This window comes from Streptomyces sp. LS1784 (assembly GCF_020103755.1).
In the GTDB taxonomy this organism is placed as follows: Bacteria; Actinomycetota; Actinomycetes; order Streptomycetales; family Streptomycetaceae; genus Kitasatospora.
The window spans coordinates 1-24,529 of the sequence record NZ_JAHSQD010000072.1 but is presented as its reverse complement, the minus strand read 5'-3'; the positions used below and the strand labels follow the sequence as shown (position 1 = coordinate 24,529).

Sequence of the window (24,529 nt, the reverse complement as noted above, 5' to 3'; positions counted from 1 at the left end):
CGGCCGCCGAGCGGCAGCACGACGGACCCATCGCCGCCGCGCACGTGGGGAACGCCGCACTGCCGGCCGCACCCGCCGGCCCGCTCGACCTCGCGGAGCGGTTGGGGGCCGTGCTGGCCGACCGCGTGCCCGACCCCGGTGAGTTCGAGGTGGTGTTCGCGGCTCTCGTCGCGGAACACCACCGCGACGCGACCGCCCTGCGGGCCGCTCTCGCCCCGCTCGCCGCACGCCGCGACGAGCACCCGGTCCTGTTCTGGGAAGCCCGCAGCGCCGGGGGAGCGCTCGGCTGCCTGCTCGACGCCCTGACCGGCCGACCGCACGAGTCCGGCGTGCACGCGGCCGAGCTGCTCGACCTCCCCGCCCACATGCGCACCCCCGCCGTGATCCCCGCACTGCGCGTCCACGAGGCGGCCTCGCGGATCACCGACGCGCCGGTGCCGCTCCTGCTCGCCACCCCCACCGCCGACGACGGCACGATCGACCCGGCCGTGCTCACCGAGCGGCTCGCGGCGTACCGAACCGCCGGTGTCGGTCCCTGGCCCGCGGACCTGGCCCAGTCGCTGCTCCGGACACCCCCGAGCGCGCTGCCGACCGTCCGTGCCGCCGCTGCCGGACTCGGCTGCGCCCTGCCTCCCGACACGGCGCCGCCCGTACCCGGCCGGTTCCACATCCAGACCCCGGACCTGCCCGAGCGGGTCGGCACCTTCGGCTGGGCCCCGCCCACACTCCCGCGCATCGCACCGCTAGCCGTCACCGCCGCGCCCGTACCCGAGGGCGTCACCGGACTGCTCCACACCCTCCCCGACCCCACCGAGACCGGCCGGTTCGTTGGCTCGCCGCCGACGCCGCCCACCGAACTCGTCCAGTTGCCCTGGCTGGCGCCCTGGCACCCCGAGACCGTCGCCGCACACGGCCTCCCCTCCGTGGTGCTCCAAGCGGACACGACCTCCGGCTCCCGGGGAACCAATCCCCTCCTGCCCCGGATCGCGGAACTCCCAGGGGAGTTCGGCCCGGTGAGCCACCTCCTGCTCGCGTACGGGCTGACCGCCGCCCGCACGGAGAACCGCACCGCCGCGCTGGACGCGCTGCTGGCACTGACCGCACGCGGCCGGCTCCGGCCGGAGGCGCTCGGCGAGTGGATCGCGGCGCTCTGGCGACTGTCCGCGGCCAAGCCCAACCGGATCCTGCCCGTCCTGGCCGACGCCGCTCGCAGCGGCGCGGGCCGGACGGTGTGGACGGTGCTCACCGCCGTGATCACCGGCCTCACCGCCGAGCCCGGCAGGCGCGGACTGGCGGACGCCCTCGCACTCGCCGCCGAGTGCGCGGCAGCCGAAGGCATCCGCACCACCCTCCCCGCCCTCGCCGGCCTGGCCGCACCAACCGCGCCCAGCCGGGTCCGGGCGGAATCGGCCCGACTGATCCGGATCCTCACGACCTGACCGAGCCGGAGCGGATACCGACACCTGCGGTTCTGCCGTACGCGGCCGCGGCTGCGCCCGACAGCCGAACGCGCGATGCGGCAGGGGAAGCCTGAGGACAAGGGAAAAGGTGGAGACAGGAATCGAACCCATCTGAACGGCTCTGCAAGCCGCCGCCTCGCCACTCGGCCACTCCACCGCGACAACGGTGGGAAACGCTACACGCACATGAACCAGGATTCTCTGGGAGTGGTGATTGTTCACCCCGGAAGTCCTTAGTGTGTTTAGTGTTATTTCTCTCGACATGGCGTCGGAAAGGTCCGGGGGCCGGCGCGAAAAAGCCAGGTTGCGTTAGCCTGTGCCGATATCTCCGACCCGATGGGATTTCATTCATGGCCGTCGAGGAATCACGGTTCACCCGTACTACGGAGCTGCGCTGCGGAAGCGCCGCGAACCGGTGCCAGTACAAGAGCCTGCCCCTGCGCGACCTTCCCCCACTCGGTGTCGTGCGCCGCGCCCGGATCGCCCGCGAAGGCCTGCGTGAGCGCCGAGCCGACGTTCCGGCGCCCGGCCGGCCCTCCCGCTTCGCCGAGGGGGACTGGGTCAGGGTGAAGGACGAGGCCACGGTGCGCGCCACCCTCGACGCCAAGGACCGCCACCGCGGTTTGTGGTTCACCGGCAGCCAATGGTCGTACTGCGGCGGCGTCTACCAGGTCGAACGCGTCGTGTGCCGCATGATCGACGACCACTACCGCGTGCGGCGCCTGTCGGGCACCGTCGCCCTGGCCGGTGCCACCTGCCACGGTGCCGACGGGACCCAGGGCTGCGGACTGGACTGCGCACTGCTGTTCCGCGACGAATGGCTGGAGCCCGCCCCCGCGCCGGTGCCCGCCGCCCGGCCCGTCACCCTCTGGGCAACCGTGCGCAGCCTCGCGGAGATCCACGCGACCCTCGGCCCCGACGGACGCCTGCACGGCGTTCCCTTCCAGGCGGGGATGGAGCGCCACGCCGGCACCCGTCACGGTGCCACCGAACTGCGCCACCGGTCCCTCGCCTGGTGGCAACACCCCACCGGGGGGCGCTGGTTCATCCTCCACGGCCTGCGCTGCGGCGGCGAACCGCTCGCCACCGGCTGCGACCGCCGGTGCGCCCTGCTCTGGCACGAGTCCTGGCTGCACGTCGAACCCGCCGCCGCACTGCGCTGAACGGCCGTCAGCGCCGCCAGCGGTCACGGACCAGCTTCGCGGTCAGGTGCAGCGGCCCGTCCCGGTCACCGACGTAGCAGCGGGGAAGCGCGTACACCCCGCTGTGAGCACCGGGGCTGACCGCGCACGCGTACGCGTAGCCGGCTTGCGCCACCGCCTCCACCGCGGCGGCGTCGAGCGAACCGTAGGGGTAGCAGAACCCCTCGACCGCCCGGCCCGTGAGGTCCTCCAGCACGTGGCGGCTGTCGGAGACCTGGGCCGCCAGATCCTGCGCGCCCAGGCCTGCCAGCCGCCGGTGCGTCAGCCCGTGCGAGCCGATCTCCATCCCGGCGGCAGCGGCTTCGCAGACCTCGCGCGCCGTCATCAGCGGCTTGCGCGGGCCCTGCCCGTCCCAGTCGTTGTATCCGCCCAGCCGGCCGGCCACCACGTAGACCGTCGCGGTGAAGCCGTGCTCCGCCAGTGCGGGCATGGCCTCCTCCACGAAGTCGCGGTATCCGTCATCGAAGCTGAGCCCCACCATGCCCGCAGCGGTGCCGTCCCGGTGGGAACGCATCAGGGCCCCCACCGACACCCCGCGCAGCCCGCGAGTGGACAACCAGCGCAGCTGGCGGCGAAACCGTGCGGGGGCAACGGTAATCAGATAGGGATCCTCGACCGTTGACGCCACCGAGTGGTACATGAGCGTCCACGGGAGACGTCCCGCACCTGCGCCGGGCGCTCCTTCCGAGCTACTGCGTGGTCGAATGATTCGCATGTTCCGCTCCAGCTGTCCGGGTGGCACTGCCTGTACAGGTGGCCCTCAAGGAGATTGCATTCTGGCAGCGTCGGACCCGGCTTCCGGTCGCGCCAGGCGACTGCGCGCCATTTCACCCGGATGCAGGAACGGGAGTCGCCTGATGGGGGTCGGCCCGAACAGCTCGGATGACGTTTCCACGCCGTGCGGGACCGCCCGGTCCGGCACCGGTTCGGCCGCTGGGCCTGCCCGGGCGGTGGGCGCAACCGCAGCCGTCGCGCACACCCACGATCCTTCTGCGGTCCTGCCGAATCGGCCGCATCGGGGAAGCGAGAGGACCCGGGAGCGTAGCCTGCTCCCGGGCCCCTGTTTGCCGCCCAATTGCGCACACCGGCACGTTTAAGGGTTGCGGATCAGATTGAAATCGACGCGTTCTGCCTTTGAACTACCGTGCCACGAAGCGGCACAGACAGGACTTGAACCTGCATTCGTCGATATTCGTCCGCACCCGGTCGATCCGGTGTTCGGCGGCGAATGCTGAGACTGGAGCGAGAGTCTGAGGTTCAAGGGGTCTGCCTCTGCCTGGTTGGGCTACTCCGGCCGGTGGTGCCGGGGGGAGGGTTCGAACCTCCACTGTGACCCCTGGTCAGCTTCAACATCAGTGTCAGCTTTTCGCACCGCGCAGCGCACCCGCCCGGTCTCCCGGAACAGGTCCCTGGCGCGCTCGGTGCACCCGCCCGGCTCCCCGGGCGGGCGATCACGAGGCTACCGGAACAGGTAGCCGAAGACGGCGTCACCGACCCGTTGGTCGGTGACCTCGACGGCGTTGGCCTCCTCGCGGGCGAACTTGACTGCCTGCTGGAGCTTCTCCACGCGCTCGGCGAGCTCGTTCACCCGGCGGGCCGGCAGCGCGCCGGAGAACTTCACCGTGGTCCAGTAACCGACCGCGATGTCCTCGTAGTAGACCTCGACCTGGGCCGGGTGCTTCTCGGTGGCCTCGGCCTTGACGTGGTTGCGCGGCACCTTCTTGGTCCGGATGGTGCGCACCGGCTCGGTCTTCCAGGAGTCGGTGGAAGGGTCGAGGTTCCAGGACTCGGAGGCGTCCAGCACCGGGAGCTTCCTCACGAAGGTGAACAGGTCGGTGAGCTGCTTCTCCAGGAAGAGCAGGTACGGCACCGGCACCTGGGCGAGGAGCACCTGGCCGTCCACCACCACGTCGGCGCGGGCGCTGATGTTGGCCCAGTCCTTGGTGGCCGTCACATCGAAGAGCCGGGTGAGGGTGTTCGCGGTGGACCGCAGGATGTCCTCGGCCTTCAGCTGCACACGGGTCGACTCCGGCGGCAGCTGCTCGCCCTCCTCGTCCTTGGGCTGGTAGGTACGGGAGATCCCGGCCAGCAGCGCGGGCTTCTGCAGGTCCTGGTGGGCCTGCGTCAGCTCCTGGAAGGACTTGGACTTGACGCCCTTTTCAACGGCGATGATCTGGTTCAGCTTTGCCACGTCCGGGACGGTAGCAGTCCCGAACTGATCGGCGACACTTAATTATTGATCGAGTAGTCGATCCTGATGGTCCTCCGATGCGGCGACGGCTTGACGTTGACCCCCGGGGACGGGGGGTGTCCGCCCGGGCGGACACCCCCCGTCCCGTCGAACCTGCTTCAAGTCCTCCGCCCACCGGCGGACGAAGGCGGCGCGGGTCAGCGCACGGTGACGGTGAAGACGGGGGAGACGGTGTCTCCGCTGATGATGCGCAGCTCGTTCAGGCCCTTGAGGCCGAGCTTCACGCCGAGCGAGTAGGAGCCGTTGCGGGTCGTGGGGACGGAGGCGGGCAGCGTGACCCACCTGCCGTGCTGCTTCTGCTGCAGGGTCACCGTGCTTCCCGCCTTGAGGCCGGTGGTCGTGCCGGTGACACGGAACAGCTGCCACGCCTGGACGGAGGAGACCGACGGCTTGGCGGTGACGGTGGCGTGCGCGGCGGCCGCCTGCGTGATGGCCGGCTGCACGGCGGACGCGGGGTGGGCGGCGGGGGTGGCCGCCATGGCGGTGCCCGCCAGTCCGAGGGAGAGCATGCTGAGGGTGGTCACGGCGGCCAGACGCAGGTGGTTCCGCTTGGAGACGATCACGGTGCACCCCTTTCGAGGGGAGGTGGTTGTCCGGCCCGAAGGCGTGGATGCCGCGATTCGGGCCCTGCCATCTGTAGGGACGCCGTATGCCGCGGATGGGTTGTGGACGGATCGTCACCGCTGTGTAACAGTCGGCGATCACCCTTCGGCGTACGCGGGGGTGACCCACCGGCTCCACCGTGTGCTGGTCCGATCGGATGACGCCCTGCGATTCCCGGCCGGTCCGGACGGTGGGGGAGCGGGTGGGCGGCGGTCGGCGGGCTAGCTTCGTTCCCGTGACCGGCAATGACGTGATTCTTGCGCTGGTGGTGGTCACCGCGCTGGGTTTCGACTTCACCAACGGGTTCCACGACACCGGCAACGCCATGGCGACCTCGATCGTCACCGGCGCCCTCCCGCCGCGTGTCGCGGTCGGCGTCTCGGCAGTGCTGAACCTGGTGGGTGCGTTCCTGTCGACCGCGGTCGCGGCGACGATCGCCGGTGGCCTGGTGCGGAGCCAGGACGTGACACTGACCGTGGTCATAGCGGGCCTGACGGGCAGCATCCTGTGGAACCTGATGACCTGGTACGTCGGGATCCCTTCGAGTTCCTCGCACGCGCTGATCGGCGGCGTGGTCGGGGCGACCATGGCGGCGGCCGGCGCCTCCGCCGTCAAGTGGCAGGGTCTCGTCGCCAAGGTGATCGTGCCGGCCGCCCTGTCGCCGGTCATCGCCGGCTCGGTCGCCGCGCTCGGCACCTACCTCGTCTACCGCCTCACCCGCGACGTCGCCGAAGGCCCGCGCACGCGCGGGTTCCGGAGCGGTCAGGTCGGTTCGGCCTGCATGGTCTCGCTCGCCCACGGCACCAACGACGCGCAGAAGACCATGGGCGTCATCACCCTGGCCCTGATCGCCAACGGAACGCTGAGCGCCGGGGCGAAGGCCCCGACATGGGTGATCACCGCCTGCGCCACGGCCATCGCCCTGGGCACCTACATCGGCGGCTGGCGGGTCATCAGGGCGCTGGGCAAGGGGCTGGTGGAGATCGAACCGCCGCAGGGGATGTCCAGCGAGTCCGCCTCGGCCGCGGTCATCCTCTCCTCCGCCGACTTCGGCTACTCGCTCTCGACCACCCACGTCGCCACCGGGTCGATCCTCGGATCGGGGGTCGGCAAGAAGGGTGCGGTCGTACGGTGGAACATCGCCCACCGCATGGTGGTGGCCTGGCTGCTCACCCTCCCGGCCGCGACGCTGGTCGGGGCGTTGGCCTACTGGGGCGCCCACGGGATCGGCGGTGCCCCCGGTGTCGTGGTCGTCTTCGCCGTTCTGGTGCTGGCCTCGACCGCCTTCTTCGTCGCATCCCGCCACCCGGCCGTCACGCCGGAGAACGTCAACGCCGCGTGGGCCGGCTCGCTCGTTCCGGAGCCTCCCGCCGACGAGGTGATCCGGTGAACCCCTGGATCGACCCGGACGCGCTCTGGAAGATCATCGTGGTGGGATTCCTCGCCGGTGCGGGCCTGCCCGCGCTGTTCGCCATCGGTGTGCGCGCCCTCTACCCGCCGGTCGGGGTGGGCAGGGCCGGGGTCTCACGCCGCACGGCCGGGGCGCTCGGGTACACCCTCGCCACGGTGTGCTTCGCGGTGGTCCTCGCCGCGATCGGCTGGGGCGTCTTCGTCATCGTCGGCCACAGCTGACCGTGCACGTCCGACTTGCTGCCGCGTGACGAGGAAGCAGCCGTTGGAGCCGGGCCCGGCGATGGTGGTGAGATAGCCGCCGACCGGCCTGCCTCTCGACCGGCTTCGTCCTTCGGTGGGCTGGCAGGTCAGGTCCGGGTGCCGTTCTCCGTGTCGCGGGAGGCTACCGCGCGGAGGTGCTCGTCGAAGAACCGGCGGGGGTCGCCGCCCATCCGGACGAGCATCACCAGGGCGGACACGGCCACGTCGCAGGTCTCCTTGCGCACGTCGTCCCAGTCGTGCGAGTGGCCTTTGCGGGGGTTGGCACCCAGCGCCCCGATGACGGCCTCGGCGACCTCTCCCGCCTCCTCCTGGAGCTTGAGGGCCTGCACGGTCCAGCGCTGCTCGTCGTTCCGGTCGTAGTGCGAATCAAGCCGCTCTGCAAGGGAGTTGACGACTTTCCAGGTCTCTTCCATGGAGGGGATCCTGCCCCTGTTCGAATGGGTCGATCAAGCCGGGCGGTTCCCGGCGAGCCTGGGTCTTTTCGATTTCCTGCCGGCTCGGCGCCCGGTCGGCCGCGGGCCGTCAGCCGGCGAACCGGCCGGCGTTCTGCCGGATGAACCCGCCCACTCCGGTGGCGGGCCGCCCGGTGACCTGCCGGACGCCGTCGGCCTGGCGGTCGTAGCGGTTCTCGGCGTGGAGCCGGGCCATGGTGGAGATGTGCTGGAAGACGTGTTCCGGCAGGTCCAGCGGTCTGAGGTCATGGTCGATCCACTCCTCCAGCGGCACGTCGGCGTAGCCGACCGGCCGGCCGAGGGCCGCGGAGACCTCCGCGGCGATGGCGGCGCCGTCCTGCGAGCGCGGGCCGGTCAGCTCGTAGGCGCGGCCGAGGTGCGGGCCCGGCTCGGCCAGGACCTGCGCCACGACCGCGGCGACGTCCGCGGCGGCGACGGGGGAGGTCCGCGCCCGCCCGAGGGGCAGCCTGATGGTGCCGTCCACCGCGATCGAGGACAGCCCGATGCGGAAGAGCGGGTTCTCCAGGAACACGGTGGGCCTGATCTCGACCACGGGCAGCTCCGACCAGGCGAGGACCTGCTCGACCAGCCACTGCTGCCGGTGCTGGTGCGACTCGCCCGCGCCGGTCAGGCCCAGCTCGGAGACGGTCAGCTGCGACATGTTCACGAACACCTCCAGCAGCCCCGTCTCCCGTGCCACGGCCGCCGTCGTGAGGGCGGCCTCCAGGTACTGGGCGGAGACGCCCATGCCGAAGTACACCCGCCGGCAGCCCGCCAGCGCCCCGGCCACGTCGTCGACGTCGGTCAGGTCCCCGACGACGACCTCGGCGCCCGTCGCGCGCAGCGCCTCGGCGCGCTCGTCGTCACGGCGCACCATGGCGCGGACCGGGAGGCCTCGTTGCCGCAGGTCCTCGACTACGGACCGCCCGACCGCGCCCACGCGGCCGGCGGCCCCGGTCACCAGAATCGATTGCACAGTGCCCTCCACGGGGTGTCCACGACTTGGAACAAGGGTGACCGACCGTGTGGCCACGGCGCGACCGGAGCGGTACGCCGTGGCCGGACGGTGTCAGATGGTGGCGGTGTCGATGACGAAGCGGTAGCGGACGTCGCCGGCGATGACGCGCTCGTAGGCGTCGTTGATCCGGTCGGCGCTGATCAGTTCGATCTCGGCGGCCACGCCGTGCTCGGCGCAGAAGTCCAGCATCTCCTGGGTCTCGGCGATGCCGCCGATGCCCGAGGTGCTCATGCTGCGGCGGTTGCCGTTCAGCGACCGGAGGTCGACCTGCACGGGTTCCTCCGGGAGACCGACGTTGACCATGGCCCCGTCGGTGCGCAGCAGGGAGAAGTAGGCGGCGAAGTCGAGCGGGGCGGAGACGGTGTTGAGGATGAGGTCGAAGGTGCCCGCGAGGTTCTGGAAGGTCGCGGGGTCGCTGGTGGCGTGGTAGTGGTCGGCGCCCAGCCGAAGGCCGTCGTCCTTCTTGCGCAGGGACTGGGACAGTACGGTGACCTCGGCGCCGAGCGCGTGGGCGATCTGTACGCCCATGTGGCCGAGCCCGCCGAGTCCGACGACGGCGACCCGCCTGCCGGGGCCGGCGTTCCAGTGCCGCAGCGGGGAGTAGGTGGTGATCCCCGCGCACAGCAGCGGGGCGGCCACGTCCAGCGACAGGGCGTCCGGGATGCGCACGACGTAGTTCTCGTCGACGACCACGTTCTTCGCGTAGCCGCCGTAGGTGGGCTGTCCGTCCTTGCCGACGGCGTTGTACGTCCAGACCGGGCCCTCGGCGCAGTACTGCTCCAGGCCGGCCCGGCAGTTGTCGCAGGTGCGGCAGGAGTCGACCATGCAGCCGACGCCGACCCGTTCGCCGACCGCGAACTTCGTGACGCCGGGGCCGACCTCGGTGACGATGCCGGCGATCTCGTGCCCGGGCACCATGGGGAAGATCGCCTCGCCCCAGCCCTCGCGGGCCTGGTGGATGTCGGAGTGGCAGATGCCGACGAAGGCGATGTCGATCAGCACGTCGTGTTCGCCGACGGCGCGGCGCTCGATGGTCGTGCGTTCCAGCGGGGCCTTGGCGGCGGGAGTGGCGTAAGCGGCAACAGTGGTGGTCATGGGAGTTCGTGTCCTTCTCTCTGGATGGATCAAGGTCGCTCGGCGTTCTCCGTCAGGGGCGGGCGTCGATGCGGCCGTGGGCGGCGAAACGATACTGCGCGAGCAGTCCGGGGGCCGCCACGGCGTGGACGGCGGCGCCGTAGCCGAGAACCGTGGCGAGCAGGCCCACGGGGGCGATCAGCAGGCCGGCGATGATCGCCGGCACTCCGAAGCTCGGGTAGGCGACCACGTGGACGGCCGCGAACGGCCCGGCCCGCTGGTCGGCCCGTACGAGCGGGATGATGGTCCGGATGGCGCCGGAGAACGACGCGCCGAAGCCCACACCGCCGATGATGCCACCTGTCCACCGCAGCGGGAGCAGCCCGGCGGCGACTCCGGGCTTCCGTTGCGGTCAGTAGTGCGCTGTCGTGCCAACTCGTGGGCGCAGGGGGCAAACGCGGTCGGTCGGGCCGGTCGTAGCTTCGGGGATGCCGAGCCGTCGACGCGGTGGGCGTGCCACCGATCGCTCCGAGAGGGCTCTCGTGTTCGAGATCGCCGGGGCGCAGGCCGCTCCGGGCGTCGACGTGCTCTTCCACTTCGAACGTTGAAGGAGAGATTCGCACGATGACCACAGCCTCCCCGGCCGCCGCCGGCGGCGACGGACCGCCCGCCGGTGGGACGGACGCTTCCGAGGAACGCCGTTTCGAACCGGACCTCCGGTCGATCACCAGGATCAACCTGCGTCCCATGGCCTCGCCCATGCCGCTGGGCTTCTTCACGGTGGCGATCGCCTCCGTGATGACGGGATGCCTGCAGCTCGGGCTCCTCGGCACCGAGGCCCGCGGCGCCGTCGCCCTGTGCGTGCTGCCCGCCTTCGTCCTGCAGTTCCTGGTGAGCATCCTGTGCTTCGGCGCCCGTGACGTGATCGCGGCGACACTCATGGGCGTGTTCGCCGGCAGCTGGCTGGCCTACTCGCTGGTCATGTTCAGCGGCGCCGCCGACGGCCTCCGGGTGCTGGGTGTGTTCAACCTGGCGTTCCTGTGTTTCGGGGCGTTGATGACCGCCGTGACCCGGCCCAAGCGCGCGCTGTGGCTCGTGCTGGTGGTCTCGCTGCCCCGCTGGGCGGCCACCGGCCTGTCCGGCCTCACGGGCGCCGAGTGGCTCACGCGCACGTCCGGGGCCCTCGGCCTCCTGGTGGCGTGCGTCGCGATGTACACGGCGTTCGCCCTGCTGCTGGAGGACATGCGCAGCGAGGAGGTCCTGCCCATCGGCCGCAGCGGACCCGCCCGGGCCGCCGTGAACGGTGACCTGGCCGTCCAGCTGCGCAACCTGGAGCGCCAGGCGGGCGTGCGGCGCACGCTCTGAACGCCTGCTCCCGCATCCCCGCGCGCACCGAGCAGCTGTTCCGTGTCCCGATCCGTCCGCTCCCCGGACCATCGACCCGAGGCGGAGCGCTACGGCCACCGACGTGCCGTGGGGCCGGTCGATCCGACAGTGCGTCGGGTCGGCCGGCCGTCGGCGGGCGCTGCACGAGCGGCTTCACGGTGAATCGCCGCGGGGTGCGTCTGCGCCGCTACGGCCTTCAGACCGCGCGAAACCCTTGGTGGGGGCCGGTGTTAACCTGATCGACATGATCAGGAGGGGGTCGAGGCAACAGGTGTCCAGCACGCCGGTTTCCGGTCCGCAGCGAGCTCTGATCATCGCCAATTTCGTCAGCAGGGTCGGCAACGGTCTCTTCAACACCGCTGCCATCCTCTACTTCACGTTGGTGGTGCACCTGCCCGCCACACAGGTAGGAGCGGGTCTGACGATCGCCGGCCTCAGTGGCTTGGCGGCCGGCATACCGGCGGGCAATCTGGCCGACCGGTACGGGCCGCGCATGATCTGGCTGACCACCCTCGCCCTGCAGGCCGCCACCATGGCGGCTTTCGTCTTCATCGACAGTTGGCTCGCGTTCACGCTCGTCGCCACCCTGGACCGGCTGGCTGCCACGGCGAGCGGCGCCGCGGGCGGTGCGCTCGTCGCCAGAGTCGGCGGTGAACGCCCTGCCGCCTTCCGGGCCAGACTCCGCACGTTCGTCAATCTCGGCGTCGTCGTGGGCACCCTCGGCGCGGCCTTCGCCATCCAGATCAACACTCGCCCTGCCTACACCGGGCTGATCCTCGCCAACGCCGCCAGCTTCGCCTGCGCCGGACTGATCGTGTTCATGGGCGTCCCGAACTACCGGCCCCTGCCTCGGCCGAAGGAGCACCGACAGTGGTCCGTCCTGGCAGACCGGCCGTACGTGTCCTTCGTCGCGCTCTACAGCGCCATGGGCCTGCAGTACCAGACCGTCGCCCTGCTGTTGCCGGTCTGGCTCACCGCCCACACCGACGCACCGCGCTGGACCGTGGCAGCGGTCTACGCGATCAACAGCGGCGTCTGCGTGCTGCTGCAGAGCAAGCTCGGCTCCAAGGTGGAAACCCCACGACAGGGCGGCCGCGCATTTCGCCTCGCCGGGCTCCTGTTCCTCGTCAGCTGCCCGTTGATGGCGCTGACGGCCGACGTTCCCGCCTGGGTCGCACCGGCGCTCGCCGTCCTCGCCGTGTGCGTCCACAGCGTCGGAGAGGTGTGGGAGTCCTCGGGCGGCTTCGCGCTCGGCTTCGGTCTCGCACCCGACCATGCCCAAGGGCAGTATCAGGGCCTCCTCGGTATCGGCTTCGACGCAGGCCAGGCCCTCGCCCCCGTGATCCTGACCGGGGCAGTCCTCGCGCTCGGACACACGGGCTGGCTACTCCTCGGCGCATTCTTCGCATGCCTGGGCGCCGCAGGACCTCCGGTGGCCGCATGGGCCGAGCGAACCCGATCCGGGAAACCGGGTGCGGAAGCCTCCGCGCGAGGTCGGCAAAGTGAATCCCCGCTGGTGGAGGCCGACTAGCGGCGCTGGACGCTCGCCACCGTCGACGAGCGCCCAGCCGTCCGGCGCCGCGCCGCTGACCACCGCCCGGGGACCGCTGACAGGCGGTTCGACGAGGCCCGGCCGTCACCCGGTGGGTGGGCGGGTCGTTGAGCCGGGCGCGCCGTCCCGCGTGGGCGGCGGCAGTCGGAAGCGGCCTGGAGGAGTCTGCGGTGTCCACCGTCACCAACCCGTTCACCGGTGCCTACACCCCGGTGGCGGAGGAAGTCACCGCCTTCGACCTGCCGGTCACCGGCACGATCCCGGCGGAGCTGAACGGCCGGTACCTGCGCAACGGCCCGAACGGGATGCGGGCGGAGGACCCCCGGCCGCGGCACCTGTTCGCCGGGTACGCCATGGTGCACGGGGTGCGGCTGCTCGACGGGCGGGCCCGGTGGTACCGCAACCGGCTGGTCCGCAGCGCCGCCGTGGCCGAGGCCCTGGGGGAGCGGCCGCGCCCCGGCGCCGCGCCGAGGATCGTCGACGTCGCGCCCAACACGCACGTGATCGGCCACGCCGACCGCACCTTCGCGCTGGTCGAAGGCGGCTTCCGCCCGTACGAACTCTCCTACGAGATCGAGACGGTGGGCGCCAGCGACTTCTGCGGGACGCTGCCCGACGGGTTCGCCGCCCACCCCAAGCTCGACCCGGGCACCGGCGAGCTGCACGCGATCACCTGGCAGCGGGACAGCGAGAACCTGCGCCACCTGGTGGTCTCCCCGCAGGGCGCCGTCGTCCGGGCCGTGGACATCCCCGTCCCGCACCGGCCGGTGGTGCACGACATGGCGCTGACCCGGAACTTCGCCGTCGTCCTGGACCTCTCGGGGCGCGTCGGCATGGCCGACAACCTCGCGCGCAAGACGTACCCGGCGGTCTGGGACGAGACCCGCGGCGCGCGGATCGGGCTGCTGCCCCGCAACGGTACGGAGGTCGGCTGGTACGAGGTCGAGCCCTGCTTCGTCTACCACACGCTCAACGCCCACGAGGACGGCGACCGGGTCGTCGTCGACGTGGTCCGCTACCCGAGGATGTTCGCCGGCGGTGCGGTGGACGGGCAGAGCAGCCCCACCCTGGACCGCTGGATCGTCGACACCGTCTCCGGCAAGGTCACCGAGACCCGTCTGGACGACCGCCCGCAGGAGTTCCCGGCGGTCAGCCCGGCGGTGGTCGGCGGCGCCCACCGCTACGGGTACTCCACCGTGGCCACCGCCCTGCTGCGCCACTTCGCCGCGACGCAGGCCCTGGAGGCCCTGACCCCGGAGGCAGCCGGAGACGCGCTGATCAAGCACGACCTGAGCCGGCAGTCCAGCACCGTGCGGGAGTTCGGCGCCGGCCGCTACACCGGCGAGGTCTCCTTCGTCCCGAGGCAGGGCGCCCGCAGCGAGGACGACGGCTACCTGCTGGCCTACGTCCACGACCCCGAGCGGGGCGCGAGCGACCTGGTCGTCCTCTCCGCCGAGGACTTCACCGGCGACCCGATCGCCACCGTCCACCTGCCGGTGCGGGTGCCGGCCGGCTTCCACGGCAGCTGGATCCCCGACCCCGTCCGAGAGGACTCCGAGTGAACACCCCGCCCTTGATCACGCCGGCCGACGCCGTCGCCGTCCGTCAACGCCGGGCAGACCTGCGTCGCCCCCGACTACCTGCTGACCGACCCGGCCACGGCCCGTGGGCTGGAAGGCGTCCTGGACCGGGCCGTCACCGAGCTGTACGGCCCCGGCGCGGTCGCAGGCGTACGGACGCATCGTCAACGAACGCCACTTCGACCGGGTCGTCGCGCTCCTCGACCCGGGGCGTACGGTCTTCGGCGGACGGCACGACCGCGCGGACCGCTACGTCGCGCCCACCCTGCTGGCCGAGGTGAAGCCCGATGTCCCGGTCATGCGGGAGGAGGTCTTCGGCCCCGTCCTGCCCATCGTCGAGGTCGCCGGCCTGGACGTGCCCCTGGGCCGAGCGGCCGAGACGGTACTGACCTGTCGTCACGTCGGTGTCGGCGGTGGCTGTTGCGCGGCGCCGGCCGTCCCGACCGGCTGCGGTTCCGGCGGGCTTCGACGGCGGTCGGTGCCTTCCCGCGGTTCGCGCCGCGGCGGCCACGAGGGCGAGCGCGATGGTCGCGAGTCCCGAAGCGGCCAGCACCCGTTGAGGCCCCAGCGCGGCGGTGAGGGGGCCACCGAGTGCGGTGCCCACGGGGGCGGCGGTGAGCAGGGCGGCGCTTCGGGCGGCCAGGACCGCGGTCAGCCAGGCCGCCGGGGTGCGGTCCTGGAACAGGGTGAAGGACAGTGCGGTGAAGGGTCCGTAGACCACACCGCCCAGGGCGAAGCAGACGAGGGAGACGGAGGCGGGCACCCCCAGGCCGAACGGCAGGAGGGCCAGGCCCCAGCCGGCGATGATGCCCAGGGTGACGGGCCAGAGCGGGAGCCTGCGCAGGGTGCCCGCGGCCAGGGCCCCCAGAACCGCACCGATGCCGAAGACCGTCCAGTACAGCCCGAGGAGGCCGGCACCGGCGTGCAGGTCCTCGGTGACATGCAGCGGGAGGGCGACCTCCAACGGCCCGTAGAGGAGGTTGAAGGCCCAGGTCAGGGCGAGGATCCCGAGCAGCTCGGGCCGGCGGCGCAACAGTGGGAGGCCGGCCGGCGGCCGGCCGGTGTCGGTCGGCGCGCCGGTGGCCGGCGCCTCGACCGGGTCGCCCAGCCGCCCGACCTGGACAGCGAGGACGGCGAAGGACAGCGCGTCGAGCCCGATGATCCAGGCGGGGCCGACGGCCGTCGCCAGGAATCCGGCGAGTGCGGGGCCGACGATGACGGACGCCGAGGCGCTCGCACTGACCAGCGCGTTCGCGGCCAGCCGCTGCTCCGGGGGAAGCATCCGGGCGAGCAGCGAGTACTTCCCCGCGCTGCCCCAGGCGTGCAGCACCGAGGACCCGGCGAGCAGGACGACGTAGAGGACCGGGTGCAGCACCCCTGCGGCCCAGGCCAGGGGCACGCACCCGAGGAGCAGCGCGCGGACCCGGCTGTCGGCGGCGATCAGCCGCCGGGGAGGCAGGCGGCGCAGCCGGCGGCCGAAGAGCAGCGCGCCCGCGGCGCCGGGGAGGGCGTAGGCGGCCACCGCGGCGCCGACGACCAGCCCGGACCGGCCCGGAGGCGCGATCAGGACGGCCAGCCACGCCACGGCGACCACGCTCATCCCGTCCCCCAGGTCGGAGGCGGCCAGGGCGGGCAGGAGTCGGCGGAAGTCGTGGCGGGCGAACAGCGATCGGTACGGACGCGGCAGCAGACGGGTCGTCACGGGGAGAGGCATCCGACCAGGGTCGTGGTTGAAGCGGACTTGAGGTCAAGGTGGGGGCCCGGGACGGCCGGTCGGCCTTCGCTAGCCCTCCCAGGACATCGCGGTGGCGATGGCGGTCAGGACCAGCCAGGCGATGACGGGGATGGCGAGGGTGACGGCGAAGGGCCACTGGGCGCCGAGGAGCATGACGCTGCCGATGAAGGTGAGGAAGACGAGGAAGGGGAGGACGGCAAGTGGGACCCCCCAGCTTTCGAGGCGACGTCCGAGCAGGCCGTAGACGCTGACGACGGTTCCCAGGCCGACCAGGAGGGCCAGTTCGAAGGAGGTGAGCCAGAGGGCGTTCACGACGGCGGAGCGGTGGCCCTGGTGGGAGAGCTGGACCACACGGCCCTTCCAGAGCGTCAGGTCCACGTTGGTGCCGCTCTCCACGCTGTCGTAGAGCCCCTCGGTGACGCTGTAGGTGGTGGTGGGTGCCGCCTCACGGGAGACGGTGACGTCGTAGCTGGTGGAGTCGCTGCTCTGGTCGGTCTTCTTGCCCGTCACCCGGCCGGTCTCCTGGGTGGTGCAGCCCGTGCCGGGTGCGGTGGCCGGGGCGCCACAGACCGGCGCGCTGCGGTAGGCGACCGTGTCGTCGTAGGCGTCGACGTACCAGGAGAAACCGAGGGCGACGGTGGACAGGCCCGTGAGCACGAGCAGAGCCTGGGCCACGAAACGGGCGGGGGAGAGCGCGTCCCGCCAGTCGAACCGGCTGCCGTAGCGCCGCGGACGGCGGGGCGCCGGGGGAGCCGTCCGACGGGGCGGCGGTGTCCCCACGGGCGGTGAGGGGATCCGGTCGGTCACGGCCTGGGCCCCGCCGGCGGATACGGCAGTGGTGACGGCGGCGGTGACCGCGGCGGGCGCCGCGTCGGCAGGCTCCGGCGAGTCCGGTGGGTCCAGCAGGTGTTCGACCTGCCGCCGCAGTACGAGCAGTTCCCGGGTGATGAGTTCGGCCTGCTCCCGGACGTGGGCCAGGTCCGCCTCCAGCGCGCGGTTCAACCCGGCGGCGGCGTTCAGCTGGCGGCCCTTCTCCGCGGACTCCGCCTGGAGCCGCCGGCTGCGCTCCTGCTCGGCCGCGAGCTGCTCGGCGAGGCGCTCGGCCTCCAGACGGGCACGCTCCTGTTCGTCGGTGCGGGCCCGGTCTGCCTCGTCCCGTTCCGCGGTGAGGGCGGCGATCGCCTGCCGGAGCTCCTCGGTGACCTCCCGGAGGTAGACCACCTGGTCGGCGGGGTCCGGGCTGTCGCGCAGTTCGGCGGCGCGCAGGTCGTGGAGTTCACGCAGCCGGGACGGGGCCGGCGGACGGCCGAGCCGGGAGAGGTGGGCGGCGAAGCCGTCCAGGAAGGTGCAGGGGGCGATGGTCCGGCCGGACAGGTAGGCCTCGACCTGCTCCGGAGAGTGCCCGGTCGCCTCCGCCAGCTGTCCGGTGCCGGAGGGCCCGGCGTCGGCGCACTCGGCGAGGGCCACGGCCAGTGCCTGGGCGAGCCGGGAGGCACGGGCGGGCGCGGGGCGGTGGGCGGGGTTGCGGGTGAACGCGAACCGGCCCGCGGTGTCGGTTCCCTGCCGGTTGGGCACGGGCAGCCCGCGCCGGATCAACTCGTCGCGCAGGTACGGGTAGAGGGCGTCGAGGGTGAGCCACTCCGGCCCCTCGGGGAGCCCGCTGCGGACCAGGTCGACCATGGTGCCGGTGAACGAGGTGGTCCGGTCGGCCTGCTCGGCGAGCGGGACGACGTGGGCGGTGCGGTCGCTGGCGGTGAGGATGTAGGTGCCGAGGATGTCCGTGGACGCGGCCTGGGCGGCCTCGCCCGCCAGGGCCTCGATGGCCCGGCCGGCGAAGCAGCAGTCCAGCACGACGGCCTTGACCTTCGCCGGACTGTCCAGGAACGCCTCGCGGATCTTCTCGAAGTCCAGCCCGGTCACGTCGGCGTGCTCGGGCGAGGTGTGGGCGAGCGTCAGGCACAGCTGGCCGCGTGGTCGCACGAGGCCGTGCCCGACGTAGTAGAGCAGCAGGACGCCGCGGGTCTCGCGGGCGAGCAGGCGCAGGGTCTGCACCAGGGCGGGCATGTCGGCCGCGTCCTCGATCACGGTGACCCGGTCCTCGGGCCAGCCGCACAGCCGAGGGTCGGTGAGGGTGCGGTGCAGCGCCCGCAGGCTGTTGAGGGCGGCCGGCAGCCGTGAGAGGCCGGTGTCCCGGTAGGTGCCGGTGCCGATCAGGATCGCGCGGGAGTCGGCGAAGTGCGGGGGGCCGGGCAGCTCACTCATCGTCGTCGCCCAGCACCTCGGCCAGGAGCGGGACGACGTCCTCCTGCTTCATCTGCCGTGCGGTCAGCTTGACCCGGCCGCGCTTGGTCGTCACTTCGAGCGACACGTCCGCGCGGCGGGTCCGCAGCCAGACCGACAGCGACCCGGCCAGCGCCACGCCCGCACCCCCGGCGCCGAGGGCTATCTCCAGCACCTCGGTCACCCCGCCCAGCTCTCCGTCGGTGGGCGGGGACGGAAGGGGACGTACCAGCCCCGCCAGCTCGCGCTCCCGGCGCAGCCAGTCCCAGAGCTCCGCCGTCTCCCGCAGCTCGTCGCCGCCGGCGACCTTGATCCGCGCGTCCATGGCACTCCCTCGGCCTCTCCCGGGTGCCTCCCGGGTTCAGCCGGGATGATGGCAGGGATCGGCCCCGCGCGGGGAGCAACGGGGGGAGCTTGTAACCGACTTGTGGAATTCCGCACGGGGGCGGGGCGGAGGGCCGGCGGCATCGCAGGTCAGGGCAGCAGCAGGCCGGCTACGGGCGCCCGCTGCCGGACCAGTCCGCCACGACGGCGTTCATCGAGGCGCAGCGGGGCGTCGCGGACTGACTCCGAGGGCCCGGGGGTACGTCACACCGGACCGGCCGGCCGCGGCGGCCATACGTCCGGGGCCAGGACACCGGTGGCGTAGGCCCGGGCGACCAGGGCGGTGCGGTTGGGGACGCGCCAGCGGCGGGAGAGCCGGGCCAGGTGGTAGTTGACCCCGTCCGGGGTGACGCCGATCTCGCGGGCGATCTGTGCGGTGGTGTCGCCGCGGGCCGCCGCGGCCAGGATGCGGGCCTCGACCGGGCTGGCGTCGGCCTGCGGGCCGGTCGGCGAGGCCTCGCCGACCGGCTCCGCGGCCTGTAGCGAGAGCAGCAGGCTCGGGGTCTGCTCCGGGGTGTCGCCGACCAGGGCGACGGTCATCTCGCCGTTGCGCCCGCGGCCGTCGACGGGCGTCCAGGAGACCCGGGCCGGGTACTGGGAGCGGCGGTGCAGCCGTACGGCCTCGGTGAGCGCCTCCAGGGTGCCGCTGTCCCGGAGGGTGAAGAACTCCAGGATCCTACGGTTGCGCATCTGCCCCGGCAAGCGCCCGAATTCGGCCGCCATCGCGCGGTTGACGATCAGGATCCGCCCGCCGAACTCGCACACCGCGATGGGCAGCGGTACGTGGTCCAGCAGCCGCAGCGCCCGGTTGCGCCAGATCACGGCGGCGTCCGGCCGGCTGCCCGGTGCGGGCCCGCAGCCCTCGGTCGTTCGCATCTGTGGTTCTCCTTGCCGGGGACCAGAGCTGACGGTTCGTGGGCAAGTCCGCGACCGCCCCGGGTACTACACAATCATGTAGTGATCCCGGCCGGACCCGCCGCCCGATGGGCGCACAGTGGTGGAAGTCGAAAGTTTCCTGCCGTGGGAGGGGCACAGCGATGACCGAGACCGTGGAGAGCATGACCGAGGACGAGCGGGCGGCCGGGGCGGAGGGCCGGGCCGTCCCCCTGGTGGACATCTCGGCGGCGCCGCCGGCCGCCGTCCCGATGCTGCGCACCATGGAACTGGCCAGAGAGCACGGCCCGGCCTTCGTCCAGCGGCTGCACGGCCGGGACCTCATGGTCGTCAGCAGCCTGGAGCTGGTGGCGGAGCTGGCCGACGAGACCCGCTTCACCAAGTCGGTCGGCCCGGCCCTGGAGAACGTCCGTCAGTTCACCGGCGACGGCCTGTTCACCGCCTACAACGACGAGCCCAACTGGGCCCGGGCGCACGACATCCTGATGCCCGCCTTCGCGCTCGGCTCGATGCGCACCTACCACCCGGTGATGCTGCGGGTGGCCCGCAGGCTGGTCGACTCCTGGGACCGCCGGCAGGCCGCCGGACTGCCGGTGGACGTGCCCGGCGACATGACCCGGATGACCCTGGACACCATCGGGCTGGCCGGCTTCGGCTTCGACTTCGGATCCTTCGAGCGGGACGAGCCGCACCCCTTCGTCGAGGCGATGGTGCGCTGCCTGAACTGGGCGATGACAGGGCTCACCCGTGACCCGCAGGCGGACCACCGCGAACGCGACGCGGCCTTCCGGGCCGACGCCGACTACCTGGCCAACGTGGTGGACGAGGTGATCGCCGCCCGTGCCGGGGAGGAGGAGCAGGGCCCGGCCGAGGACCTGCTCGGCCTGATGCTCGGCGCGGTCCGCCCTTCGGACGGCACCCGGCTGGACGCCGAGAACATCCGCAACCAGGTGATCACCTTCCTGATCGCCGGCCACGAGACCACCTCGGGCGCGCTCTCCTTCGCGCTGTACTACCTGGTCAAGCACCCGACCGTGCTGCGGCAGGTGCAGCGGGAGGTGGACGCGCTCTGGGGCGCCCAGACCGACCCGGAGCCCTCCTACGAGGACGTCGGACGGCTGCGCCACACCCGCCAGGTGCTCAACGAGGCGCTGCGGCTGTGGCCGACGGCGCCCGCGTTCAGCCGGGAGGCGCGCGAGGACACCCTGCTCGGCGGCCGCATCCCGCTGCGCGCCGGGGAGACGGTCTTCGTCAGCACGCCGATGCTGCACCGCGACCCGGCGTGGGGCGACAACCCGGAGCTGTTCGACCCGTCCCGGTTCGACCCCGAGTGCGAGCAGGCCCGCTCCCCGCATGCCTTCAAGCCCTTCGGTACCGGCGAACGCGCCTGCATCGGACGGCAGTTCGCGCTGCACGAGGCCGTCATGCTGCTCGGCATGCTGGTCCACCGCTACCGGCTGATCGACCACGCCGACTACCGGCTCACCGTCAAGCAGACCCTCACCATCAAGCCCGACGGGTTCACCCTCGGCCTCGCCCGGCGTACGCCCGTCCGGACCGCCGGCCTCGGCGCCACGCCGACGGCTGTGGACCGGCAGGCCGGCCCGGCCGCCGAACGCCCCGGGCGGGTCCGGCGGGGGACCGGGCTGCTGCTCCTGCACGGCTCGAACTACGGCGCCTGCCGGGAGTTCGGCCGGCAGCTCGCGGAGGCCGCCGCCGACCTCGGCTGCGAGACCGAGATCGCCCCGCTGGACGCGTACGCGGACGGGCTGCCCACCGACCGGCCGGTGGTGATCACCGCGGCCTCGTACAACGGGCAGCCGACCGACGACGCGGCCCTGTTCGTCCGCCGGCTCCAGGAGTCGTACGACTCCCACGAGTCCGGGGACGGCGGGACGGCCGACGGTGTCGAGTACGCGGTGCTCGGCATCGGCGACCGCACCTACGCCGCGACCTACCAGCGCGTCCCGGCGCTGATCGACGACCGGCTCGCCGCGCTCGGCGGCACCCGGCTGCTGGCCCGCGCCGAGGCCGACGCCTCCGGCGACCTGGCCGGCACCGTACGGGAGTTCACCGGGGCACTGCGCGAGGCCCTGCTGGCGCGCTACGGGGACGCCGACGCCCCCGCCGCGCCGCAGCCGGAGGCCGCCTACTCGGTGACCGAGGTGACCGGCGGCCCGCTGGCCGCGCTGGCCGCCCGGCACGACATGGCGGAGCTGACCGTCACCGCCGTCGGCAGCCTGACCGACCCCGACTACCACCGGGTCAAGCGGCTGGTCCGCCTGGCCCTGCCGGAAGGCACCGGCTACCGGACCGCCGACCACCTCACCGTGCTGCCGGCCAACGACCCGGCGCTGGTCGAGCGCGCCGCCAAGCTGTTCGGCGCCGACCCGGACACGGTGCTGGCCATCGTGGCGCACCGGCGCACCGGACCGGCCGTCGACCGCCCGCTGGCGGTGCGCGAACTGCTCACCCACCACGTCGAGTTGCAGGACCGCCCGAGCGCCGAGCAGCGCGCCGCACTGGCCGCGCTCAACCCCTGCCCGCCCGAGCAGGCCGCGCTGCGGGCGCTGCCGGAGGGCGACCCGCGCACCCTGCTGGACCTGATCGAGGACCACCCGGCCGTGCAGGAGCGGCTCACCTGGCCGGTGCTGCTGGAGCTGCTGCCGCCGATCCGGCCGCGGCACTACTCGATCTCCTCCTCGCCCGCCGGCGACCCGGGCCAGGTGGACCTGATGGTCTCGGTGCTCAGCGGGCCGGCCCGCTCCGGCCGGGGCACCTTCCGCGGCACCGGCTCCGGCCACCTCGACCGGGTGGCCGTCGGTGACACCGTGCTGGCCCGGGTCCAGCCCTGCCGCGAGGCGTTCCGGATCGGCCACCGCACCCCGGTGGTCATGATCGCGGCCGGCACCGGCCTGGCACCCTTCCGGGGCGCTGTCGCCGACCGCCGGGCACTGCTCGCCGAGGGGGCCGAACTCGCCCCGGCACTGCTGTACTTCGGCTGCGACGACGCGGCGGCGGACTACCTGCACCGGGGCGAGCTGGAGGCGGCCGAACAGGCCGGCGCGGTGTCGCTGCGGCCCGCCTTCAGCGAGCGGCCGCAGCACGGGCGGCGCTACGTGCAGGACCGGATCACGGCCGAGGCGGCCGAGGTCTGGGAGCTGCTCGAAGCCGGTGCCGAGGTGTACGTGTGCGGGGACGGGGCCCGGATGGCGCCGGGCGTCCGGGCGGCCTTCCGGGCGCTGTACCGGGAGCGCACTCCGGGGGCCGACGAGCAGCGGTCGCAGGCCTGGCTGCAGGGGCTGATCGAGGCCGGCCGGTACGTCGAGGACGTGTACGCGGGCTGAGCGCCGGCCCACGGACACGGGCGACGGCGCCCGGACCCGGTACGCGGAGAGCGCCGCGTCGAGACCGGAAGTATGAGGAAACGGACCTTTCGGTGCAAGCTTCCTGATGGGGTGTCGACGGACCCGAGGGCGCCGGGGTGAACCCGCGCATCCACCGTCGGTCTTCGGCAGCGCGAACTCCGGCGGTCCGCAGGTTCTCCCTGACCGCCGGGTCATCGAGCCGAGGCCTGCTCCCGGGTGAGCTGCCACACCCCCTCAGCTCCGTCCACCCGCCGGGGTGTACCGCCGCAGCAGGACGGCCGCCTCGCGGTCGGTGACCTCGTGGAACTCGCCGTACCAGGGCCCGGCGGCGTGCGCGTAGCGGGGCAGGTGGAGGCAGACCACCGTGTCCACGTCCCGGCGCAGGTCGGCCGCGATCCGGGCGTCACAGACCGGCGCGGCGAGGACCAGGTGCGCCGGGCGGTCGGCGGCGAGGGCGTGCAGGGCCGCCCGGGTGGTGAGGGCGTCGGTCAGGCCGTCGGAGACGAGGACGACGGTGCGCCCGTGCAGCGGCAGCCGGGACCGGCCCTGGCGGTAGAGCGCCTCGCGGCGGTGGACCTCGACCCGCTCCCGCTTGACGCTCGCACCCAGCTCCGCCGGGGTGACGCCGAGGGTCCTGAGGGTGTACCCGTCGAACAGCGGCGGGTCGCCGTCCGCGATCGCGCCGACCGGGCGGTCGTGGCCGGGCACGGCCAGCGGCCGGACCACCGCGGCGTCGAGCGGGGCATCCAGGGCCTCGGCGACCTCGGCGGCCACCGGCAGCCCGCCGGGGGCGAGGCCGAGGACCACCACCCCGGCACCGGCCCGCCCGCCCAGCAGCGGGACGAGCCTGCGGGCCAGCTGGTGTCCGGCGGTGCTCCGGTCGAGGAATCTCACGGCCTGTCCTTGTCCTCCGTGCGTTCGCGCGCCCCGGTCGGGACGGGGTGGCACGAACCGGCGAGCGGCCCGCGGGCAAGCGCCCGCCCGACCCCTCCACCGTCGCGCCTTCCCCGCCGCCGCGGGCTCTAACGTCCGGGGTGCGGTCAGGCCGTGATGCGGGCCATGCGGGCCGGCGCGTGTGACCCGGCGGGGTCGGGGCAGGCGCGGGGCATGGACGACCGACGGACGGTGCTCCCGCCCGTACCCGGGATGTTCGCGGGTACGGCCGTTCGCCCGGCCCGGCACGGTGCGCGCGATGATGGTCACGACGGCGCCCCGCCGTCCCGGCCGGACCGGGAGCGGGTCATGTCACCGCCATCCGATCAGCCTTGCGAGCCCGCCGGGGGCGACGAGTCCGGCGACCTGCGGATCGCGGTGGGCGACCGGGGGCCGGTACGGATCGTCACCGTGGTCGGGGAGCTGGACCGGGACACCGCGGACGAACTGCGCGCCGCGCCCGCCCACCCGCCGTCGGCGGGCGACATCGAACGGATCGTGGTCGACCTCGCCGGCCTGCGGTTCTGCGACTCGACCGGGCTGAACGTCCTGCTGCGCGCCCGGCTTGACGCGCAGGCGGCCGGGCTGGGGCTGGAGCCGGCCGGCCCCGGCCCGTCGGTGGCGCGGCTGTTCGCGATCACCGGGGCCGACGGCGTGCTGCGGGTCCACGCCGACCTCCGCAC

20 protein-coding genes, 1 tRNA gene and 2 pseudogenes are annotated in these 24,529 nt (G+C 72.9%); 10 read left to right on the top strand and 13 right to left on the bottom strand.

Annotated elements, in window-relative coordinates; translation table 11 throughout:
• Positions 1–1,439, top strand: a 1,439-nt coding sequence (locus tag KS423_RS11930) for a DUF6493 family protein (RefSeq protein WP_224278115.1), incomplete at its 5' end; no start/stop codon positions are given.
• A 107-nt stretch (positions 1,440–1,546) separates the two neighbouring features.
• Here the strand turns inward: KS423_RS11930 and KS423_RS11925 are convergent.
• Positions 1,547–1,617 (bottom strand) — tRNA-Cys (locus tag KS423_RS11925).
• 193 nt (positions 1,618–1,810) lie between these two features.
• Between KS423_RS11925 and KS423_RS11920 the strand changes: the two genes are divergently transcribed.
• Positions 1,811–2,623 (top strand): hypothetical protein, encoded by an 813-nt coding sequence (locus KS423_RS11920; RefSeq protein ID WP_224278113.1) that lies wholly within the window; start codon positions 1,811–1,813, stop codon positions 2,621–2,623.
• Positions 2,624–2,630: 7 nt separating this feature from the next.
• Here KS423_RS11920 and KS423_RS11915 read toward each other — a convergent pair whose 3' ends face one another.
• From KS423_RS11915 to KS423_RS11905, 3 genes are all read right to left on the bottom strand, one after another.
• Positions 2,631–3,218, bottom strand: a complete 588-nt coding sequence (locus KS423_RS11915) for a polysaccharide deacetylase family protein (protein WP_224278111.1) — start codon at positions 3,216–3,218, stop codon at positions 2,631–2,633.
• 903 nt (positions 3,219–4,121) lie between these two features.
• The gene (locus KS423_RS11910) at positions 4,122–4,853 is read right to left on the bottom strand and encodes a hypothetical protein (RefSeq protein WP_224278109.1); all 732 of its coding nucleotides are present in this window, start codon (positions 4,851–4,853) and stop codon (positions 4,122–4,124) included.
• A gap of 197 nt (positions 4,854–5,050) precedes the next feature.
• Positions 5,051–5,476 (bottom strand): hypothetical protein, encoded by a 426-nt coding sequence (locus KS423_RS11905; RefSeq protein WP_224278107.1) that lies wholly within the window; start codon positions 5,474–5,476, stop codon positions 5,051–5,053.
• A 275-nt stretch (positions 5,477–5,751) separates the two neighbouring features.
• Between KS423_RS11905 and KS423_RS11900 the strand changes: the two genes are divergently transcribed.
• Positions 5,752–6,906: an inorganic phosphate transporter gene (locus tag KS423_RS11900; RefSeq protein WP_224278105.1), complete on the top strand. Its 1,155-nt coding sequence runs from the start codon at positions 5,752–5,754 to the stop codon at positions 6,904–6,906.
• Entirely contained in the window at positions 6,903–7,148 is a 246-nt protein-coding gene (locus KS423_RS11895; protein WP_224278103.1) for a hypothetical protein, read from the top strand. Before KS423_RS11900 ends, KS423_RS11895 begins: the two co-directional genes overlap by 4 nt.
• Positions 7,149–7,276: 128 nt before the next feature.
• Here KS423_RS11895 and KS423_RS11890 read toward each other — a convergent pair whose 3' ends face one another.
• The 4 genes from KS423_RS11890 to KS423_RS11875 all read right to left on the bottom strand — a co-directional run bounded on the left by KS423_RS11890 (position 7,277) and on the right by KS423_RS11875 (position 10,077).
• Positions 7,277–7,603, bottom strand: a complete 327-nt coding sequence (locus tag KS423_RS11890; RefSeq protein WP_224278101.1) for a MazG-like family protein — start codon at positions 7,601–7,603, stop codon at positions 7,277–7,279.
• A gap of 109 nt (positions 7,604–7,712) precedes the next feature.
• Positions 7,713–8,618 (bottom strand): NAD(P)H-binding protein, encoded by a 906-nt coding sequence (locus tag KS423_RS11885; RefSeq protein ID WP_224278100.1) that lies wholly within the window; start codon positions 8,616–8,618, stop codon positions 7,713–7,715.
• Positions 8,619–8,711: 93 nt separating this feature from the next.
• A complete protein-coding gene (locus KS423_RS11880) occupies positions 8,712–9,755 on the bottom strand; it encodes an NAD(P)-dependent alcohol dehydrogenase (protein ID WP_224278098.1) in 1,044 nt (347 codons plus the stop codon).
• A 52-nt stretch (positions 9,756–9,807) separates the two neighbouring features.
• The gene (locus KS423_RS11875; protein ID WP_224278096.1) at positions 9,808–10,077 is read right to left on the bottom strand and encodes a hypothetical protein; all 270 of its coding nucleotides are present in this window, start codon (positions 10,075–10,077) and stop codon (positions 9,808–9,810) included.
• Positions 10,078–10,358: 281 nt separating this feature from the next.
• On the opposite strand from KS423_RS11875, the gene KS423_RS11870 reads away from it, so the two are divergent.
• The 4 genes and pseudogenes from KS423_RS11870 to KS423_RS11855 form a co-directional block, all read left to right on the top strand.
• Positions 10,359–11,099: a GPR1/FUN34/YaaH family transporter gene (locus tag KS423_RS11870; protein WP_224278094.1), complete on the top strand. Its 741-nt coding sequence runs from the start codon at positions 10,359–10,361 to the stop codon at positions 11,097–11,099.
• A gap of 292 nt (positions 11,100–11,391) precedes the next feature.
• The gene (locus KS423_RS11865; RefSeq protein ID WP_224278092.1) at positions 11,392–12,651 is read left to right on the top strand and encodes an MFS transporter; all 1,260 of its coding nucleotides are present in this window, start codon (positions 11,392–11,394) and stop codon (positions 12,649–12,651) included.
• 191 nt (positions 12,652–12,842) lie between these two features.
• Positions 12,843–14,234: a carotenoid oxygenase family protein gene (locus KS423_RS11860; protein WP_224278090.1), complete on the top strand. Its 1,392-nt coding sequence runs from the start codon at positions 12,843–12,845 to the stop codon at positions 14,232–14,234.
• Between the two features lie 42 nt (positions 14,235–14,276).
• Positions 14,277–14,607, top strand: a pseudogene (locus tag KS423_RS11855) (aldehyde dehydrogenase family protein); the annotation flags it as partial.
• A gap of 159 nt (positions 14,608–14,766) precedes the next feature.
• Here the strand turns inward: KS423_RS11855 and KS423_RS11850 are convergent.
• The 4 genes and pseudogenes from KS423_RS11850 to KS423_RS11835 all read right to left on the bottom strand — a co-directional run.
• Positions 14,767–15,966 (bottom strand): annotated as a pseudogene (locus KS423_RS11850) (MFS transporter); the annotation flags it as partial.
• Positions 15,967–16,035: 69 nt separating this feature from the next.
• Positions 16,036–18,249, bottom strand: coding sequence for a caspase family protein (locus KS423_RS11845; RefSeq protein ID WP_224278088.1), 2,214 nt, complete (start codon positions 18,247–18,249; stop codon positions 16,036–16,038).
• Positions 18,242–18,592, bottom strand: a complete 351-nt coding sequence (locus KS423_RS11840) for a hypothetical protein (protein ID WP_224278086.1) — start codon at positions 18,590–18,592, stop codon at positions 18,242–18,244. The genes KS423_RS11845 and KS423_RS11840 overlap by 8 nt, the downstream gene beginning before the upstream one ends.
• A 263-nt stretch (positions 18,593–18,855) precedes the next feature.
• The gene (locus KS423_RS11835) at positions 18,856–19,527 is read right to left on the bottom strand and encodes a helix-turn-helix transcriptional regulator (protein ID WP_224278084.1); all 672 of its coding nucleotides are present in this window, start codon (positions 19,525–19,527) and stop codon (positions 18,856–18,858) included.
• A gap of 161 nt (positions 19,528–19,688) precedes the next feature.
• On the opposite strand from KS423_RS11835, the gene KS423_RS11830 reads away from it, so the two are divergent.
• Entirely contained in the window at positions 19,689–22,892 is a 3,204-nt protein-coding gene (locus KS423_RS11830; RefSeq protein ID WP_374119942.1) for a bifunctional cytochrome P450/NADPH--P450 reductase, read from the top strand.
• A gap of 255 nt (positions 22,893–23,147) precedes the next feature.
• Here KS423_RS11830 and KS423_RS11825 read toward each other — a convergent pair whose 3' ends face one another.
• Entirely contained in the window at positions 23,148–23,807 is a 660-nt protein-coding gene (locus tag KS423_RS11825) for a phosphoribosyltransferase (RefSeq protein ID WP_224278082.1), read from the bottom strand.
• 348 nt (positions 23,808–24,155) lie between these two features.
• On the opposite strand from KS423_RS11825, the gene KS423_RS11820 reads away from it, so the two are divergent.
• On the top strand, positions 24,156–24,529 hold a 374-nt coding region (locus tag KS423_RS11820; protein WP_224278081.1), incomplete at its 3' end, for an STAS domain-containing protein.

Bases quoted from the DNA above. Each gene is read 5' to 3' on its own strand.
- KS423_RS11920 (WP_224278113.1), top strand. From the start codon at position 1,811: ATGGCCGTCGAGGAATCACGGTTCACCCGTACTACGGAGCTGCGCTGC.
- KS423_RS11890 (WP_224278101.1), bottom strand. From the start codon at position 7,603: ATGGAAGAGACCTGGAAAGTCGTCAACTCCCTTGCAGAGCGGCTTGAT.
- KS423_RS11880 (WP_224278098.1), bottom strand. From the start codon at position 9,755: ATGACCACCACTGTTGCCGCTTACGCCACTCCCGCCGCCAAGGCCCCG.
- KS423_RS11870 (WP_224278094.1), top strand. From the start codon at position 10,359: ATGACCACAGCCTCCCCGGCCGCCGCCGGCGGCGACGGACCGCCCGCC.
- KS423_RS11845 (WP_224278088.1), bottom strand. From the start codon at position 18,249: ATGAGTGAGCTGCCCGGCCCCCCGCACTTCGCCGACTCCCGCGCGATC.
- KS423_RS11840 (WP_224278086.1), bottom strand. From the start codon at position 18,592: ATGGACGCGCGGATCAAGGTCGCCGGCGGCGACGAGCTGCGGGAGACG.
- KS423_RS11835 (WP_224278084.1), bottom strand. From the start codon at position 19,527: ATGCGAACGACCGAGGGCTGCGGGCCCGCACCGGGCAGCCGGCCGGAC.
- KS423_RS11830 (WP_374119942.1), top strand. From the start codon at position 19,689: ATGACCGAGACCGTGGAGAGCATGACCGAGGACGAGCGGGCGGCCGGG.